General features: G+C 70.1%; 15 protein-coding genes and 2 tRNA genes. 12 read left to right on the plus strand and 5 right to left on the minus strand.

Translation table 11 applies throughout. From position 1 onward, the window contains the following. Positions 1-151 precede the first annotated feature (151 nt). Positions 152-1,627 carry an amino acid permease gene (locus ABEB03_RS04905; RefSeq protein WP_345641685.1) on the minus strand — a complete coding sequence of 492 codons (1,476 nt, stop codon included), beginning with the start codon at positions 1,625-1,627 and terminating at the stop codon, positions 152-154. Between the two features lie 250 nt (positions 1,628-1,877). Between ABEB03_RS04905 and ABEB03_RS04910 the strand changes: the two genes are divergently transcribed. Next, on the plus strand, positions 1,878-2,366 hold the full coding sequence (locus ABEB03_RS04910; protein WP_028802645.1) for a ribose-5-phosphate isomerase: 489 nt from the start codon (positions 1,878-1,880) through the stop codon (positions 2,364-2,366). Between the two features lie 121 nt (positions 2,367-2,487). After that, positions 2,488-3,297, plus strand: a complete 810-nt coding sequence (locus tag ABEB03_RS04915; protein ID WP_345641694.1) for an Fpg/Nei family DNA glycosylase — start codon at positions 2,488-2,490, stop codon at positions 3,295-3,297. A gap of 60 nt (positions 3,298-3,357) precedes the next feature. On the opposite strand, the gene ABEB03_RS04920 is transcribed toward ABEB03_RS04915, so the two are convergent. Beyond that, a complete protein-coding gene (locus tag ABEB03_RS04920; RefSeq protein WP_345641697.1) occupies positions 3,358-4,587 on the minus strand; it encodes a GNAT family N-acetyltransferase in 1,230 nt (409 codons plus the stop codon). Positions 4,588-4,746: 159 nt separating this feature from the next. Between ABEB03_RS04920 and ABEB03_RS04925 the strand changes: the two genes are divergently transcribed. Together ABEB03_RS04925 and ABEB03_RS04930 are read left to right on the plus strand one after the other, a co-directional pair. Further along, positions 4,747-5,922 carry a PP2C family protein-serine/threonine phosphatase gene (locus ABEB03_RS04925; RefSeq protein ID WP_028802642.1) on the plus strand — a complete coding sequence of 392 codons (1,176 nt, stop codon included), beginning with the start codon at positions 4,747-4,749 and terminating at the stop codon, positions 5,920-5,922. Positions 5,923-6,272: 350 nt separating this feature from the next. After that, positions 6,273-6,728: an HD domain-containing protein gene (locus ABEB03_RS04930; protein WP_345641703.1), complete on the plus strand. Its 456-nt coding sequence runs from the start codon at positions 6,273-6,275 to the stop codon at positions 6,726-6,728. Positions 6,729-6,862: 134 nt separating this feature from the next. Here ABEB03_RS04930 and ABEB03_RS04935 read toward each other — a convergent pair whose 3' ends face one another. Further along, entirely contained in the window at positions 6,863-8,041 is a 1,179-nt protein-coding gene (locus ABEB03_RS04935) for an acyltransferase family protein (protein WP_345641706.1), read from the minus strand. 625 nt (positions 8,042-8,666) lie between these two features. On the opposite strand from ABEB03_RS04935, the gene ABEB03_RS04940 reads away from it, so the two are divergent. Then, positions 8,667-8,861, plus strand: a complete 195-nt coding sequence (locus ABEB03_RS04940; protein WP_028802639.1) for a hypothetical protein — start codon at positions 8,667-8,669, stop codon at positions 8,859-8,861. A gap of 76 nt (positions 8,862-8,937) precedes the next feature. Then, positions 8,938-11,085: a serine/threonine-protein kinase gene (locus ABEB03_RS04945; protein ID WP_345641714.1), complete on the plus strand. Its 2,148-nt coding sequence runs from the start codon at positions 8,938-8,940 to the stop codon at positions 11,083-11,085. 150 nt (positions 11,086-11,235) lie between these two features. Here ABEB03_RS04945 and ABEB03_RS04950 read toward each other — a convergent pair. After that, positions 11,236-11,309: transfer RNA gene (locus ABEB03_RS04950), tRNA-Gly, on the minus strand. A gap of 152 nt (positions 11,310-11,461) precedes the next feature. Between ABEB03_RS04950 and ABEB03_RS04955 the strand changes: the two genes are divergently transcribed. The 6 genes from ABEB03_RS04955 to ABEB03_RS04980 all read left to right on the plus strand — a co-directional run bounded on the left by ABEB03_RS04955 (position 11,462) and on the right by ABEB03_RS04980 (position 16,940). Next, positions 11,462-11,538 (plus strand) — tRNA-Pro (locus ABEB03_RS04955). A gap of 202 nt (positions 11,539-11,740) precedes the next feature. Next, a complete protein-coding gene (gene tig, locus ABEB03_RS04960; protein ID WP_345641717.1) occupies positions 11,741-13,126 on the plus strand; it encodes a trigger factor in 1,386 nt (461 codons plus the stop codon). 498 nt (positions 13,127-13,624) lie between these two features. After that, positions 13,625-14,233, plus strand: a complete 609-nt coding sequence (locus tag ABEB03_RS04965; protein ID WP_028802636.1) for an ATP-dependent Clp protease proteolytic subunit — start codon at positions 13,625-13,627, stop codon at positions 14,231-14,233. Between the two features lie 110 nt (positions 14,234-14,343). Next, positions 14,344-15,024 (plus strand): ATP-dependent Clp protease proteolytic subunit, encoded by a 681-nt coding sequence (locus tag ABEB03_RS04970; RefSeq protein ID WP_095934325.1) that lies wholly within the window; start codon positions 14,344-14,346, stop codon positions 15,022-15,024. Positions 15,025-15,184: 160 nt separating this feature from the next. Next, positions 15,185-16,471 carry an ATP-dependent Clp protease ATP-binding subunit ClpX gene (clpX, locus tag ABEB03_RS04975; RefSeq protein WP_028802634.1) on the plus strand — a complete coding sequence of 429 codons (1,287 nt, stop codon included), beginning with the start codon at positions 15,185-15,187 and terminating at the stop codon, positions 16,469-16,471. A gap of 193 nt (positions 16,472-16,664) precedes the next feature. Next, positions 16,665-16,940, plus strand: coding sequence for a hypothetical protein (locus ABEB03_RS04980; protein WP_345641726.1), 276 nt, complete (start codon positions 16,665-16,667; stop codon positions 16,938-16,940). A gap of 68 nt (positions 16,941-17,008) precedes the next feature. Here ABEB03_RS04980 and ABEB03_RS04985 read toward each other — a convergent pair whose 3' ends face one another. Continuing rightward, a complete protein-coding gene (locus ABEB03_RS04985; protein ID WP_345641729.1) occupies positions 17,009-17,962 on the minus strand; it encodes a hypothetical protein in 954 nt (317 codons plus the stop codon). Positions 17,963-18,077 lie beyond the last annotated feature (115 nt).

The following is an 18,077-nucleotide window of genomic DNA, read 5'->3' on the forward strand; positions in this document are numbered from 1 at the left end:
CGCCGCGAACGCGCGGTGCCACGGACGCCGGGTGCCGCGCCCGCGCGACGGCCGCGACCACGCGCTGCCTCGGGTGCCGGATGCCGGGAACACGAGAGGGGAGGGAGCCCCGAAGGACTCCCTCCCCTCGCCGCGGGGGACGGGGACGGGGCTAGCCGACGGACACCTTGTCCGCCTCGGCCTCGACGGCCGGTGCCGGGCGGTTGCCGCGGACCTTCTCCTTGACCACGGCGATCGCGATCACGACCGCCGCGACCAGCAGCGACAGCAGGACGGTCGTCCGTCCGCTGCTCTCGCCCTCGGTGTCGGTGAGCATGTAGCCGAGGACGAAGACGATCAGCGCGGCCGTCGCCCAGGTCAGGTACGGGTACAGCCACATCTTCACGACGAGCTTCTCGGGCGCCTCACGCTGGATGATCTTCCGCATGCGCAGCTGCGAGAAGCAGATGACGAGCCAGACGAACAGGGCCACGGCGCCGGAGGAGTTCACCAGGAAGAGGAAGACCGAGTCCGGGAACTTGTAGTTGAAGAAGACGGCGACGAAGCCGAAGACGACGGAGACGACGATCGCGGCCGTCGGCACACCGCGCGAGGTGGTCTTCGCGAAGGCCTTGGGCGCGTCCCCGCGCTGGCCGAGCGAGAAGGCCATGCGGGAGGCCGTGTAGAGCCCGGAGTTGAGACAGGACAACACCGAGGTCAGCACGATGAAGTTCATGATCTGACCGGCGTGCGCGATGCCGAGGGAGTCCAGGGCCGCGACGTAGGAGCCCTTCTCCTTGATGGCCGGGTCGTTCCAGGGCAGCAGGGAGACGACGATGAGGATCGAGCCGAGGTAGAAGACGCCGATACGCCAGATGATGCTGTTGGTCGACTTGGTGACCGCGCGCTGCGGGTCCTCGGACTCACCGGCGGCCAGCGTCGCGATCTCGCTGCCCATGAAGGAGAAGACGACGAGCAGCACACCGGTCAGGATCGTGCCCGGACCGTTGGGCAGGAAGCCGCCGTGGTCGGTCAGGTTGCCGAACGAGGCCTTGTCGCTGTCGGCGCCCGGCAGGATTCCGAGGACGGCGAGCGCGCCGACGACGATGAATCCGCCGATCGCCACGACCTTGATCCCGGCGAACCAGAACTCGAACTCGCCGTAGGACCCCACGGACACCAGGTTGGTGGCCGTGAGGACGACCATCACGATGAGGGCCCAGCCCCACTGGGGCACGGCCGGGACCCAGCCTTCGAGGATCTTGGCGCCGGCGGTGGCCTCCACGGCCAGCACCACCACCCAGAAGAACCAGTACAGCCAGCCGATCGAGAAGCCGGCCCAGCGCCCGAGGGCGCGGTCGGCGTGTGCCGAGAAGGAGCCCGAGCTCGGGTTCGCGGCGGACATCTCTCCGAGCATCCGCATCACGAGCACGACGAGCGTGCCGACGAGGGCGTAGGACAGGAGGATGCCGGGTCCTGCGGTGGCGATGCCGGTGCTGGAGCCGACGAAGAGTCCGGCTCCGATGACACCGCCGATGGCGATCATCGAGAGGTGACGGTTCTTGAGACCGGCCTGGAGGCCGCCACCGGGTTCTCCGGGGCCTCCGGGGCCGTGTGCGGCCTTTGTGGGGGTCGGCTGCGAGGTCATGGAGGGGATTTCCTTTGCGCCGGGTGAGCGTTGCTCCGTACGAGCGGCGTACGGATCGGCCCAGTGAATCGGAGGCAAAGGAATTCGTGAACCTTTGAATTCAAATCGTTACTTGAGGTTTACTTGAGGATCTGTGGTCTTCCTCATATTTTTGGAGATCGACGGTGAGCGTCGCGAGTGCAAAATGGCGGCCGGGTGAAGGGTGACACCCGGCTCTGCTGCCCCGGTGCGGCCGTGTCACACTCGGACCATGCGCGTGTATCTCGGCTCGGACCATGCCGGCTTCGAACTCAAGAACCACCTCGTCGAGTGGCTCAAGGCCGCCGGCCACGAGCCCGTGGACTGCGGGCCCCACATCTATGACGCCCAGGACGACTACCCGCCCTTCTGCCTCCGTGCCGCGGAGCGCACGGCCGCGGACTCCGAGGCCCTCGGCATCGTGATCGGCGGCTCCGGCAACGGCGAGCAGATCGCGGCGAACAAGGTGAAGGGCGTCCGTGCCGCCCTCGCGTGGAGCGAGGAGACCGCGTCCCTCGGCCGCCAGCACAACAACGCCAACGTCGTGGCCGTCGGCGCCCGGATGCACACGCAGGAGGAGGCGACGAAGTTCGTCGAGACCTTCCTCGGCACCCCCTTCTCCGGTGACGAGCGTCACATCCGTCGCATCGACATGCTGTCGGTCTACGAGACGACGGGCGACCTGCCCCCGATCCCGGCCCACCACCCGCAGCAGGACTGACGCGTGACGGGGGGCACCGCGCCCCCCGTCCGAGGTGACCTCACCGCCGACCGGACAGGCGGCAGGGCGGGAGACGGGCTCCGGGGCGGAGCCCGGGGCGGCAGGAAAGGACGCGGCCACCGTGCCAGAGGGGCACACCATCCACCGGCTGGCGCAGGACTACGCCGACCGTTTCACCGGCATGCCCACCCGGGTGACCAGCCCGCAGGGAAAGTTCTCCGACGCCGCCGAACTGCTGACCGGAGCGGAACTCACCCGCACCGAGGCCCACGGCAAGCACCTGTTCCTCGGCTTCCGCGACACCGACTGGGTCCACATCCACCTCGGCCTCTTCGGCAAGGTCGGCTTCGGTGACGCCCCCGCGCCCCCGCCCACCGACACGGTCCGCCTCCGCCTGGCCAACGAGACCGCGTACGTCGACCTGCGCGGCCCCACCACCTGCGCGCTGATCACCGACGCCGAGAAGCGGGCGATACACGACCGGCTGGGCCCGGACCCGCTGCGCCCGGACGCTGACCCGGCGGCCGCGTACCGCCGGATCTCCCGCAGCCGTACGACGGTCGCCGCGCTGCTCATGGACCAGAAGGTCGTCGCCGGCGTGGGCAACGTCTACCGCGCGGAGGTCCTCTTCCGGCACGGCATCGACCCCTACCGCGCGGGCAGGGACCTCACCGGCACGGAGTGGGACGCGATCTGGGCCGACCTCGTGGGCCTCATGCGCGAGGGTGTCCGCAACAACCGCATCGACACGGTCCGCCCGGAGCACACCCCCGAGGCGATGGGCCGCCCGCCGCGCGTCGACGACCACGGCGGCGAGGTCTACGTGTACCGCAGGGCGAACCTGCCCTGCCACATCTGCGGCGGCGAGATCCGCACCGCCGGTCTGGCGGCCCGCAATCTGTTCTGGTGCCCCGCCTGCCAGACCCGCTGACGGCACGACCGCGCGCCGGGCCCGGGTGGGCACGGCGCCCGCCGGGTGCGCGCTCAGGCCCTAGAACCCGTGCGGCAGCCAGGGCGCGACCGCCGAGGAGAACGCGACGGACGCCTCCGTCAGGGCACCCTGGCGCAGCTCCCGCACCCGGCCGGCCGCACCGAGGGAGACCAGGGACACCCCGCCGAGATACGCCGCCCCCAACTCCCTTACGGACAGGGCGAGATCGGCGGTGTCCTCGGTACGTACGCAGGAGGCGCCCTTCGCGTCGCCCGTGAGTCGCCAACGCCCCTCGTTCCAGGGGCAGAACGCGTCCTCGACCTCGAACACCACGTCCACCGGCGCCTGGTAGGTCCGCACCTCCAGCGCGGCTCCGACGTCGACCAGCCGCACATGCAGCGAGTCCTTCACCCGCAGGCCGCAGCGGCGGATGTCGGACACCATGTGCTGCCACTCCTCGTCGACGGGACGGCCCCGGGTGTGCAGCCCGGTCGTCAGGTCGATGCCGAAGAGGAACCGCCACAGCGCGGCACGGGCCGCCGGGTCGAGCCCCTCGACGTCCTGCACCAGCACCGTGCCGTCGTGGCCGGACGGTCCCCAGGCCGGCTTGACCCGGAAGCGCGTGTAGCCGACGACCTCGCCGTCCCGCTCGGCGACCACGCACTGCAGGGGCGAGGCCCCGTCGCGGTCGCTCTCCGGGTCGAGCAGTCCGAGCCGCTCCCAGCCGGGCTGCCGGGCCAGCATGCCCGGACGGGCCGGCACGAGCCGCGCGTACACCGCCTCGCACGCGTCCAGGACGTCCGCGGGCGCCTCGTAGCGCAGCCGTACGTCGTCGGTGCCGGGCGGCACGGACAGCCGTACCCGGTCGGTGTCGATCTCGGCCCTGATCTGGAACGTGCCGATGCCGTAGCCGAACCGGCCGTAGATGTCCGGCTCCGACGCGGTCAGGACGGCGAGCGGTTCGCCCCCGGCGTGGAGGTCGTCGAGCTGGCGCCGCATCATCGCCGTCAGCACCCCGCGCCGCCGGTGCGTGGCCGCGACACTGACCATCGTGACGCCCGCCGCGGGCACGGAGGCGCCGCCGGGGACCGTCATCCGGAAGGAGAAGGCGCCCGCGGTGCCCACGCACCGCTCGCCCTCCCACACTCCCAGCGAGCGGTCGCACTCCGTCAGCGCGTCCCACAGCTCGCGCTCCTCCGCGGCCTCCTGCACGCCGCTGAACGCGCGGATGAGGGTCTCGTACCACGTGTTCCACTCGCTCTTCCGCAGCACCCGCACGTCAGTCGTCATGGCCCATGAGTACCAGGGCAATGCGGTACGAGCGAGGGAATTTCGGCCGAAGTGGGGGCCGCTCGCGGTGATGTTCTCTGTGAAGTTCAGCGCTCGGACGGGGGACAAGTGGGACCTCCCGTGCCAAGCACCTGGTCCGATGGATAGGGTCCCGAACTAATGGCAGCAGGACGAGAGCGGCGCGCGGAAGCCGATACGTTCACGGCCCGGTTGAAGAAGCAGTGGCACCGGGCTCGCACAGGGCTGCGCAGATCCGCGGTCGACTACTTCCGCGGGGACGGCTCGGACTGGATCGCGCTGGCCGGCCTGCTCCTCACGGTCCCGGTGATCGCCTCCACGACGCTGGTGAACTCGGTCTGGTGCTCACCGGCCGCGCTGGTCCTGCCGATCGTGGCCGGCGGACTGCTGCTGCGCCCGGCCAGCCTCCTCGGCCTGTACGCGGCCGCCGCCACCGCGCTGATAGTGGAGTCCGTGCAACTGGGCCCGTACACCGAGGGCCCGTCCCGGGTGACGCCGGGCGTGGTCCTCGTCGTCGCCGCCTGCGGCTTCTTCGGTCTGCTGATCGCCCAGTTCCGCAGCCGGGTGGGCGTCCCCTGGCGGCGCGGCGGCACGATGCTCTTCGACCTGCGCGAACGCATCCGAGTACAGAGCAAGCTGCCGAAACTCCCGCTGGGCTGGCACCGCGAGATGGCGCTGCGTCCGGCCGGCGGACAGTCCTTCTCCGGGGACTTCGTGGTCGCGGCCCGGACGAACGGGGGCCGCACCCTGGAGGTCGTCCTCACCGACGTCTCCGGCAAGGGCATGGACGCGGGCTCCCGCGCGCTGCTGCTGTCGGGAGCCTTCGGCGGCCTCCTCGGTTCGCTCCCGCCGCACGCCTTCCTCCCCGCGGCCAACGGCTATCTGCTGCGCCAGGACTGGGACGAGGGCTTCGCGACCTCGATCCACCTGGTCCTCGACCTCGACTCCGGCGACTACGAACTCTTCTCCGCCGGACATCCGCCGGGCCTGCAACTCAGCGCGGGCAGCGGCCGCTGGGAGGAGAAGGCCGCCGAGGGGCCCCTGCTGGGCGTGTACGACGGCGCCCAGTTCGACCCGGTGAAGGGCTCGCTGCGCCCCGGCGACGTGCTGATGCTGTTCACCGACGGCCTGGTGGAGACCTCCGACCGGGACATCGTCGAGGGCATCGACCGGCTGACCGGTGAGGCCGACCGCTATGTGGCGGGCGGCTTCCACGGCGCCGCCTGGCACCTCATCGAGGCGGTGGCCAGGGACGTCAACGACGACCGCGCCCTCCTCCTGATCTGCCGCGAGGGCCCGGCACCGGCGCGGGCCTGACCCGCCGCGCGAGCCCACTTCGCTGCGGGTGCGATCCACTGTGCGAGCCCGCTCCGATGCGGGTCCGATCCACCGCGGGCCCCCGCCGGTGTCCGATCCGCGGCGCGGGCCCCGCGCACATGCCGGATCCGCGGCGCGGGCCCCGCGCACATGCCGGATCTGCGGCGCGGGCCACGCAGCCCGTGCAGATCCGCGGCGGGGTGACGCGCCCGTGCCGATCCGCGGTGGGGCCACGCGCCCGTGCCGATCCGCGGTGGGGCCACGCGCCCGTGCGGGTCCGGCCTCCCGTCCCCGCGGGTTCTTCGTCCGCACGGGTCCCGAGCGGACCGGTGCGGGGCGACACTGGTGCCGTGACCCACACTCTCCTGACCCTGGCCGAAGTCGAGGCCCTCGCCCGTGAGGCGCACGCCGGCCAGACCGACAAGGCCGGCCGGCCCTACAGCGAGCATCTGCGGGCCGTGGCGGAGGGCGTCCGTGAACGCGGCGGCGACGACGAGCAGGTGGCCGCGGCCTGGCTGCACGACGCGGTCGAGGACGACGCGCTCTCCGAGGACTGGCTGCGCGAGGCCGCCCTGAGCCCCCGCACCAAGGACATCGTGCTGGCGGTGACGAAGCGGGAGGGAGAGGCGCCGGAGTCGTACGCGCGGCGCATCCGCACGACGCCGGGCGCCCTCCTGGTGAAGGCCTCGGACCTGGCGCACAACGCGGACCCGGTCCGGCTCGCTGTCCTCGACGAGCACACCCGGGCCCGGCTGACCAAGAAGTACGCGGCGATGCGCGCCCTCCTGGGGCTTCCGCCCGGCTAGGGCACGGCAGGGGCCGAACAGCGAAGTGCGGGCCCGGAGTTCTCCTCCCGGACCCGCACTCCCGCCCGTCAGGGGGCCGTACGACCTGCCGATGTGTGACGCACGACTCGCCGAGGTGTGCCGTACGGCGCCGCCTACGCCCTGGCCTTCTCCCGCTCCCGGGCGAGCTCCTTGGCGTCCCGCTTGAAGGCCCACTCCATCTTCGGCTCCATCGCGAAGCGGAAGATCCGCTGGAAGGGCCGGGTGCACAGCACGGTGACCGCCGCGGCCGCGACGAGCGTCACGGCGATCTCGCCGAGCGGCTTGTGCAGCCAGGAGGGCTCGTACCAGCCCCAGTAGTCGGCGGCCTTGACCAGGAATCCGTGCAGCAGGTAGCCGTACAGCGTGCCCGCGCCCAGGGCCGTGAACCAGAAGGTGCGACGCGGCACCCAGGCGAAGAAGCAGGCGGTCAGCAGCAGCGAGCAGCCGAAGAGCGCGAAGGTCATGACCGCGCCGGACCACCACGGGGCGCCGAGGTTCTGCGCCGCGTCGCGGTGGTAGAACCACGCCGTGTTCATCCGGGGCACCGCCCACCAGCCGACGGCGAGCGCGGCGGCGAAGACCGGAACCGACAGGATCCGCACCTCGCGCCGGCGCACCAGCTGGAAGTGCTCGGGCTTCATGACCAGACCCAGCACGAAGAACGGCAGGAACTGCAGGACGCGCTGGAGGTCCAGGTCGTCGCCGATGTCGGGCGACACCGAGGCCAGCACCGCGATCGTCAGCGCGAGCGGCAGCGGCCAGCGGACCAGCTTCCACAGGGGGGTGGTCAGCCGCCAGACGAAGAGCGCGACCAGGAACCAGGTGAGGTACCAGGGGTCGAGCAGGGTGATCGCCTGGCTGGGGTCCGGAGCGGCGTAGCGCTGGAAGAGGGAGTACGCCGTCTCGAAGAGGACGTACGGCACGAGCACGCCCGTCACCAGGCGCTTCAGCCGGTCGGGCCGCATGTCGAAACTGCGGGAGAAGTAGCCGGAGATGATGATGAAGGCCGGCATGTGGAAGGTGTACACGACCGTGTACACGGCTTCGATGATGCGGCTCTGGCTCTTCAGCGGCTCCCATGCGTGGCCCATGGCCACGAGCACGATCGCCAGGTACTTGGCGTTGTCGAAGAACGCGTCGCGTTGCTTGGCGGGCTTGGTGCCCGCCGGGGCGGCGTCACCGGCCGCTCTCGGGGTCTGCGGGGAGCGCGGGCTCGGCACTCCGTCCGCCGGCTTCTGTGCCGGGGGGAGTGGCGCTCTGTGGTGGCCGTTCGGTCGGAGCGAGTTCGTCACAGGCCCTCCCACCAAGCACTCGTGGAGAAGATCCTGGACCTCGCTGCGCATGCGGGGGACGTGGCGGCGTGGAACATCTGAGGCACCCTAGCGTTGTCTGTGCGAGTTAGTAAAACTCTCGACGTCATTCCTGCTTATCGCCTGCGAGTACCCCGTATTTGAAGATGTGTGCCTGCCTCTTCGCAAGTGGTTCCACATACCGATTCGCTTACCGTATGGGCGTGTTCTGTCCTCTTTCATCCTGACTAAATGGTGCATAACGTTCGCGGGCGACTCTGGCGATATGTCCGATTGATTGGTCTTTCAGGTCGGCTTGAGCGGGCCCCGGTGTGCCCGTGGCAACAATTCGAATTACCTGCGAACAGGATGTGTGGACACAGCAACGGTTCCTCTGAATTACATCCGCCGTACTCGTGCGGGGGGAGTCTCGAATTGCCGTACGGGGCCACTCCGTTCACGCACCCCGAGGCGTTGCGCCTGTGCAGGTCGGGCGCGTCCGTGGCCGACGATGCGTCACCGGCCGCATACGCAGGCCGGGTTGGTGGCACGATGGTTTCTGGCGGGGGTGTGCGGGGCTTGCACCTCCGGGCCGGGAGAGCGGACCGACCGTAGGGTGTGATCAGTTGTGGCCATTTCGCTGTCAGTGGTGCTGCTGTTGGCGATCATCCTCGTGGTGCTGATCCGAGGGGGATCGATCAAGGCGGGACCTGCCATAGTCGCGGTGCTCTTCGGCTTCTTCCTCGCGTCCACCGGCATGGCTCCGTCCATCAACCGCTTCCTCAACTCCTTGGCGGAGACCATCAACTCGATCAGCTTCTGAGCGGAACCGGACGGATACGCTCGCCCTCGGAACACCGGCGGAAGCCGGGTGACGCGGAAGCGGGGGGCGTACGAGGATGGCGCTGCGTGCATCGGACCCGCCGGAGGTGGGCGGGTACCGCATCGAGGACCGCCTCGGATCGGGCGGCATGGGTGTCGTCTACCTCGCCCGCTCCGCCTCCGGCCGCCGCCTCGCGATCAAGGTCGTGCACGGCCAGTACGCCGACGACGACGAGTTCCGCCTCCGCTTCAGCCGCGAGGTGGCCGCGGCCCGTCAGGTGAGCGGAGCCTTCACGGCCCCCGTCGTGGACGCGGACGCCGACGCGCCGCGCCCCTGGATGGCCACGCTCTACATACCGGGAGAGAACCTCGGAACCCGCGTGCGCGACCACGGCCCGCTGCCGCCGGACCGGCTGCGCGAGCTCGCCGCCGGGCTCGCCGAGGCGCTGCGCGACATCCACCGCGCCGGAGTCGTCCACCGCGACCTGAAACCGGCCAACGTGATGCTCGCCGACGACGGGCCCCGCGTCATCGACTTCGGGATCTCGCGCGCGGCCGAGTTCGGCGGCGCCGACGCGCTCACCCAGACCGGGCGCGTGATGGGCACCCCGCCCTTCATGTCCCCGGAGCAGTTCTCGACCCCGCACGACGTCGGCCCGGCCGCCGACATCTTCGCCCTCGGCGCCGTCGTCGCCTACGCCGCCACCGGGCGCGGCCCCTTCGACAGCCCCAGCCCCTACGAGACGGCCACCCGTGTCGTCGAGGGCGCCCCCGAACTCGACGGTCTGTCCGCCGGGCTGCGCCCCTTCGTCGAGCTGTGCCTGCAGAAGCACCCCAAGTCCCGGCCGAACCCCGACGAACTCCTCGCGCTCCTGCGCGACGGCACCCGCCCGAACCCGCGCCCCGGCCCGGACCGGGCCCCGGACCCGGCCCCGGGCCCGCCCACCGGACCCCGCCGCCCCCGGCGCCGCCGTCGCCTCCTCCTCGCCGCCTGCGCGGGCGCCCTGCTGCTCGCCGTCGCCGCCTCGGCCGCGGTCGTGCGGTACACCGGCGCCGACCCCGTCCACAGCGACCTGCCGCCCGGCTGGCGCCCGTGGCACGCCGCCGCGGAGCCGGCCTACCCCGCCGACCGGGCCGGTGGGCCGTTCAGCAGCTGCGGTGCCGCCGCCAGGTCCCTGGTGTGCGCGGGGGACGACGTCAAGGCGGCCCGCTTCTCCCTCGCCACGGGCCGGCACGCCTGGACCAGGCCCGTCGACTCCACCCCCGACGACTTCGGCAGCGACGAGGGCTCCGTCCTGGGCGTCCGCGCCGGCCACGTCTACGTCTACGCCAACGACGAGACCGAGTCCGCCAGAGGCCGGGCGACCGGCACGAGCCACGCCCACTACTCGGTCCAGTCGGTGGACGCCGCCACCGGGCGGGTGATCTGGCGGACACGCACCGCCGACGGCGACAGCGCCCTGGCCCCCGACCTCCAGGACGGCGGCGCCACGGCGGTCCCCGAGGGCGTCGTCACCGTCTTCGGCGACGACGCCCGCGCCTACGCCCTCCTCGACGCGGACGACGGCCGGATCCGCTGGACGCGGCCCATGCCCGACGACACGGCCTGCGTCGTCGTGGCCGCCGCGCACCTCCCCTACCTGGTGTGCCGGCCCGACGACGCCGGGACCACCAGCGTGTCCGCCCTCGACACCGCCACCGGAAAGCCCCGCTGGACGGCCGTCGCCAAAGGGTCCCTCGACCTCCTCGGCCAGGACCACGGCCGGCTGATCCTCGCCGAGACGGCTCCGGAGACCGCCCACCGCGCGCTCACCACCGTGGACGCCACCACCCACCGGCTGCTCAGAGTCCCGCTCGCGCGCCCGCAGCCCGCCGGAGCGGCCGTCCACCTCGCACGCGGCACCCTCTACTTCACCCTCGGCAACGGCAGCGTCCGCGCCGTCTCCCCGCGCACCGGCCGCCGGCTCTGGGAGAGCAACTCGTCGGTGGAGTTCCCGGGCCCGCCGCTCGCCTCCGCCACCCATGTCTACGTCGCCTCGCCGAACGGCCGCCTCGCCGCCCTGGACCGCCGCACCGGCCGCGTCGACGCCACCCGCCCCGGCCGCAACGACGCCGGCCCCACCGGCATGGCCGACTCCGGCGCCCCGCTCCTCCTGGTCGGCGACGCCCTGTACGTCCCGTACGGAACCCGCTGCGTGTACTCCGTCGACGTACGCCGCCTCTGAACACCGGCCACGAACGCCTGAGCCGAACCGCGGGCGCCGTGGCCGAACGCCGTCCCCGACGCCGGGCCGGCGGTCGCTCCCGCGGGAGCACTTCCGAAAACGACTCAGGGCCAGGCGGAGGAGTGGTCCTCGGCCTGGCCCTGAGCCATGTGGAGCGGGCGACGGGAATCGAACCCGCGTAGCTAGTTTGGAAGACTAGGGCTCTACCATTGAGCTACGCCCGCACAAGCGGCGCCGCAGGTCAGTGACCGCGGCACAGGAGGCATCGTAGCGGGTCGAACCCCTCCGCCGCACACCCCGTTTCCGCGTCGCCCGCACGCCTGGGAAATGCGGCAGCCGCACTGCCTGCGGGCATGTACCCTACGTGTCGCACCGACGGGGTGTGGCGCAGCTTGGTAGCGCGTCCGCTTTGGGAGCGGAAGGCCGTGGGTTCAAATCCCGCCACCCCGACCACGAGCCGGAACCCTGCGGGGCTCCGACCCTCCGAAGATCACCTTTTGGGGCGTGTACCGCCTGCGGTTACTATGCAAGCTGCGCGCCCGTGTGTCTGCACTCTCACGTCTCTCAAGGGCCGCGAATCAGCTGAAGGCCCTGCCGGATCCGGCAGGAGCACGCAGCAGAACCCCCAAGAAGTCAGCCACAAGGAGACCGAACCGTGAAGAGCGCCGTGGAGAACCTGAACCCGACCCGGGTTCGGCTCACTGTCGAGGTGCCCTTCGAGGAGCTCAAGGACAGCCTCGACGCGGCGTACAAGAAGATCAACCAGCAGGTCACGGTGAAGGGCTTCCGGAAGGGCAAGATCCCGGCGCGCGTCATCGACCAGCGGTTCGGTCGGGGCGCCGTGCTGGAGGAGGCCGTCAACGACGCGCTCCCGAAGTTCTACACCGAAGCGGTCAACGAGGCTGAGCTGAACGTCCTCGGCCAGCCCGAGGTCGACATCACGGAGCTGAAGGACGGCGAGACGCTGAACTTCACCGCCGAGGTCGACGTCCGCCCCGCCATCGAGATCCCGGACTACTCCGGCATCGAGGTCGAGGTCGACGCCGTCGAGGTCACCGACGAGGACATCGACAAGGCCGTCTCCGACCTGCGCGAGCGCTTCGCCTCGACCTCCCCGGTCGAGCGCGCCGCCGAGGACGGCGACGTCGTCACCATCGACCTGGAGGCCAAGGTCGACGGCGAGGTGCTGGAGGACGGCATCGCCAGCGGTGTCTCGTACACCATCGGTTCCGGCGAGCTGCTCGACGGCATCGACGACGCCGTGAAGGGCCTGGAGGCCGGTGGCGAGGCCACCTTCACCTCCGAGCTCAAGGGCGGCTCCGCCGCCGGCAAGGAGGCCGAGGTCGCCGTCAAGGTCACCCAGGTCGCCGCGCGTGAACTCCCCGAGCTCGACGACGACTTCGCGCAGCTCGCCTCCGAGTTCGACACCCTCGACGAGCTCAAGGCGGACAGCCGCAAGCGCCTCGAGAACATGAAGCAGTACGACCAGGCCACGCAGGCCCAGGAGCGCGTCCTGGAGAAGCTGCTCGAGCTGGTCGAGGTGCCCGTCCCCGAGAAGCTGCTCGAGGACGAGATCAACACCCGCAAGCACAACCTGGAGCACCACCAGCTCGGCCAGATGGGCCTCGACCTCGCGAAGTACCTGGAGATCCAGGGCAAGACCGAGGAAGAGTTCGACGCCGAGACCAAGGAAGCGGCGATCAAGGGCATCAAGACGCAGTTCGTTCTTGACGAGCTCGTCAACAAGGAGAAGCTGAACGTCAACCAGGAGGAGCTCACCGAGCACCTCATGCGGCGCGCGGCCTCCTCCGGCATGTCCCCCGACCAGTTCGCCCAGGCCGTCGTCGAGGGCGGCCAGGTGCCGATGCTCGTCGGCGAGGTCGCCCGCGGCAAGGCCCTCGCGGTCGTCGTCGAGGCCGCCACGGTCAAGGACACCAACGGCGAGATCGTCGACCTGGACGACGAGGAGGACGAGACGGCCGAGACCGTCGAGGCCGCCGACGCCGAGGCCGCGGACGCCGAGGACAAGCCCGAGGCCTGATCGCCTCACCTGTACGTCTGACGGGCCCCCGGGGACTTCCCAGTCCCCGGGGGCCCGTCGCCGTCCCCGGCGGCGTCCACGCCCCTCGTCGCCCTCGCCCACGGACGCGCGGGGACCTGTCCGCCCGGGTCCCCGTCGGCTCGCTCAGGGGCGGGGGGAACTGCGCGAGCGACCCCCACCTCGCCGCAGCCGCGTCCCGGCCTTCGGGGCCCCCACCGGGTGCGGCCTTTCAGGGGTACACGCGGCCGACCCGAGCCGGCGGACAGGGGCCCTTTGAGCCCTGGTGAAGCCGGCGCAGCGCATGCGCTCACAGCGAACAGTTCCCTCTGCGGGATTCCCCGGAGGGAGCCGCGCGTTAGGGTCCATGAATACGAGGGCAGGGGAGTCCCCGGACGCCGCCGGGAGGCGGTACGGAACCCGGGGTCCCAGGCCCCTGCAGAAGACGTGAGACGGCCCGGCGCCGTCGTAAGACGAGCAGGTGGATACGTGACGAATCTGATGCCCTCCGCCGCCGGTGAGCCCAACTTCGGTGGTGGCCTCGGCGACCAGGTCTACAACCGGCTGCTCAACGAGCGGATCATCTTCCTCGGCCAGCCGGTGGACGACGACATCGCCAACAAGATCACCGCGCAGCTGCTGCTCCTTGCCTCCGACCCGGACAAGGACATCTACCTCTACATCAACAGCCCCGGCGGATCGATCACGGCCGGCATGGCGATCTACGACACCATGCAGTACATCAAGAACGACGTGGTGACGATCGCCATGGGCATGGCGGCCTCGATGGGCCAGTTCCTGCTCAGTGCCGGTACCCCCGGAAAGCGCTTCGCCCTGCCGAACGCCGAGATCCTGATCCACCAGCCCTCCGCGGGCCTCGCCGGCTCCGCGTCGGACATCAAGATCCACGCCGAGCGGCTGCTGCACACCAAGAAGCGGATGGCGGAGCTGACCTCCTTCCACACCGGGCAGACGGTCGAGCAGATCACTCGTGACTCGGACCGCGACCGCTGGTTCGACCCGATCGAGGCCAAGGAGTACGGCCTCATCGACGACATCATGCCCACCGCTGCCGGTATGCCGGGCGGCGGCGGCACCGGGGCGGCGTAACCGGCGTACGCGGCGCACTGTGGCGCGAGCCGGAGTGCATCGACGTACACGCGCCCTTCAAGCCCCTCAGCCGACCGCCTCAGCCCTTTTCAGGCTCTTCAGGAGACACAGTGAACGACTTCCCCGGCAGCGGCCTCTACGCCCGCACGCAGGCCGAGTACACCGGCCCTCGCGCGGAGTCCCGCTACGTCATCCCGCGCTTCGTCGAGCGCACCTCGCAGGGCGTGCGTGAGTACGACCCGTACGCGAAGCTCTTCGAGGAGCGCGTGATCTTCCTCGGCGTGCAGATCGACGACGCCTCCGCCAACGACGTCATGGCACAGCTGCTGTGCCTGGAGTCGATGGACCCCGACCGTGACATCTCGGTCTACATCAACAGCCCCGGCGGCTCCTTCACGGCGCTCACGGCCATCTACGACACGATGCAGTTCGTGAAGCCGGACATCCAGACGGTCTGCATGGGCCAGGCCGCCTCGGCCGCCGCGATCCTGCTGGCCGCCGGTACGCCGGGCAAGCGCATGGCGCTGCCGAACGCCCGTGTGCTGATCCACCAGCCCTACAGCGAGACCGGCCGCGGCCAGGTCTCGGACCTCGAGATCGCGGCGAACGAGATCCTCCGGATGCGTTCGCAGCTGGAAGAGATGCTGGCCAAGCACTCGACCACGCCGATCGAGAAGATCCGCGAGGACATCGAGCGCGACAAGATCCTCACCGCCGAGGACGCGCTCGCGTACGGTCTGATCGACCAGATCATCTCCACCCGGAAGATGAACAACTCCGCGGTCGTGTGACGTATCGCTGTACCGTCTGTCGCCCCTTGGCGTGGTTCACGACAAAGTGAACCACGCCAAGGGGGGCCCGAACGGGGGGCTCGGCAAGGTACCGTCGGACATAAGGCAGCACCAGGAGCCGCTGGACCTAGGCGTCTCCCAGGCGAAGGGGAAGCACACCGTGGCACGCATCGGTGACGGCGGCGATCTGCTCAAGTGCTCGTTCTGTGGCAAGAGCCAGAAGCAGGTCAAGAAGCTCATCGCAGGCCCCGGTGTGTACATCTGCGACGAGTGCATCGATCTCTGCAACGAGATCATCGAAGAGGAGCTCGCCGAGACGAGCGAGGTGCGGTGGGAGGAACTCCCCAAGCCCCGCGAGATCTACGAGTTCCTGGAGGGGTACGTGGTCGGCCAGGAGTCGGCCAAGAAGGCCCTCTCGGTCGCGGTGTACAACCACTACAAGCGGGTCCAGGCCGGCGAGAACAGCACCGGGCAGAACCGTGACGACGCCATCGAGTTGGCGAAGTCGAACATCCTGCTGCTCGGCCCCACGGGCTCGGGCAAGACGCTCCTGGCGCAGACCCTGGCCCGGATGCTGAACGTGCCGTTCGCCATCGCCGACGCGACCGCGCTGACCGAGGCGGGGTATGTCGGCGAGGACGTCGAGAACATCCTCCTGAAGCTCATCCAGGCGGCGGACTACGACGTCAAGAAGGCCGAGACCGGCATCATCTACATCGACGAGATCGACAAGGTCGCCCGTAAGAGCGAGAACCCGTCGATCACGCGTGACGTGTCCGGTGAGGGCGTCCAGCAGGCCCTGCTGAAGATCCTCGAGGGCACCACTGCCTCCGTACCGCCCCAGGGCGGACGCAAGCACCCGCACCAGGAGTTCATCCAGATCGACACGACGAACGTCCTGTTCATCGTGGGCGGTGCCTTCGCGGGCCTGGAGAAGCTCATCGAGGCGCGGGCGGGCGCGAAGGGCATCGGCTTCGGTGCGACCATCCGCTCCAAGCGGGAGCTGGAGTCCAAGGACCAGTTCGAGGACGTCATGCCCGAGGACCTGGTGAAGTTCGGCATGATCCCCGAGTTCATCGGGCGTCTGCCCGTCATCACCTCGGTCCACAACCTGGACCGCGAGGCCCTGCTCCAGATCCTCGTCGAGCCGCGCAACGCACTGGTGAAGCAGTACCAGCGCCTCTTCGAACTCGACGGCGTGGAGCTGGACTTCGAGCGTGAGGCCCTGGAGGCCATCGCCGACCAGGCCATCCTCCGTCAGACCGGTGCCCGCGGTCTGCGCGCCATCATGGAGGAAGTCCTGATGTCCGTGATGTACGAGGTCCCCTCGCGCAAGGACGTCGCCCGGGTCGTCATCACGGCGGACGTCGTTCACTCGAACGTGAACCCCACCCTGATCCCCCGCGACGCCCGCCGCGGCGGCTCGGGAGAGCAGAAGACGGCGTAGCAGGCACCGCAGCACAACATGTGGGGCGCCGACGGACTCGTCGGCGCCCCACACGCTGTACTCAGGCTTGTGATGTCCACCTCATTCACCCGGAAGCTCTGTGTCGGAGAGTGCCGGGTCCGTTGCGAGTGGTTCCCTTTCCGCGGCGAGGCCGACCACCTCGCCGGTCGGCAACGAAACGGGAGGAACGGACATGAAGTTGAGGCGCGCAGTGACAGCGTTGTGTGTGGTGGGCGCCGCGGGTCTGGTGCCGTTGGTCACCGCCACGGCAGCCCAGGCCGATCACAGCACCTGCGTCAACTACATAGGCAATCACGGGTATCGAGTGGGACCGAAGGTCAAGGCCGCCTGCAACAACAAGGCCCTCGACATGCCCATCGGCAAGGTCGCCAACCCCTTCTGCCTGAAGGGCCTGCTGACGATTCATGTCAGGAACGACGACGCGCAAGCCGCCTGTAAGAGGGCCTGACGCTCGGGCTCATGGCAGAGGCGCCCGGCACACAGTGCCGGGCGCCTCTGCCATGCGTGTGCGCGAGGTCAGATCTTGACCCGGATGTCCTTGCGGAGGTCCGCGGTGACCTGCGCGGACTTGTCCATGCTCACGCCTTGGCCGCCCTCCGCCGCCACGCCGAAGCCGAGCGTGCTGTAGTCGGCCCACATGCACATGTACTGCGTGTCGGTCTTGCCCGTCGCCTGGTTGGGGGCCTTGGCCTCCTGGCACTTCATGAGCGCGCCGTCCAGACCCTCCGGGCTCACGGACTTCGCCTCGCCCACGAACTCGACCTTGGAAGAGGACGAGTCCTTGTCGGCGTCCTTCTTCATGTTGGCGAACGCGGCGTCGAGGGCGGCGGCCGGGTCCTTCACCTTGCCGTAGAGCCCGGAGAAGGTGACGGCCTTCGAACCGGCGATCACCGTGGGGTCCTTCAGCGAGTCGGGGTCGCTGAGGTCGATCGTGGAGTAGATCGCGCTGACAGACTTGGCGTTCGTGATGCCGCTGGCGGCGAGGTCCTTGGCGTCACCCGAGGTCGGCTCCTCCGGCTGCTTCTCCTCGCCCATCCGCTTGTACTCGCCGTTGATGACCTTCTCGGGCGTCGTCAGCTTGTGCGGGCCGTCGTCCGCGACGTCCGAGCCGCCGCCTCCGCCGCCGATCACGAAGTACGCGCCCACCGCGATCGCCGCGACGACCGCGACCGCGCCGATGATGAGGCCGGTCTTCTTCTTGCCGCCCTCCGGGGCCGGCGGCTGCGGCACGGCGCCGTAGGGCTGCTGGCCGTACGGCTGCTGGCCGTAGGGAGGAGTCTGCGGCGGGACGCCCTGGGGGGCCTGCTGCGGGTAGCCGTAACCGGGCTGCTGCGCGGGCGGTGCCTGCTGGGGGTAGCCGTAGCCGGGCTGGGGGGCCTGCGGCGGCTGCTGGCCGTACGGGCCCGGCTGACCGTGCGGTCCGGGCTGCTGGGGCTGCCCGCCGTACGGGCCCGGCTGGTTGTAGCTCATTACTGGGTTCCCCTCCAGATGCTTATGTGTTCCGAACATCCTGGCGCACAGGTCAGGCGCCCCACCCCCCGGGGCCCGCACCGTTACGAAAGAATCGTGTTTCGGGACAGGGGCG

This window comes from Streptomyces siamensis (assembly GCF_039543605.1).
In the GTDB taxonomy this organism is placed as follows: Bacteria; Actinomycetota; Actinomycetes; order Streptomycetales; family Streptomycetaceae; genus Streptomyces; species Streptomyces siamensis.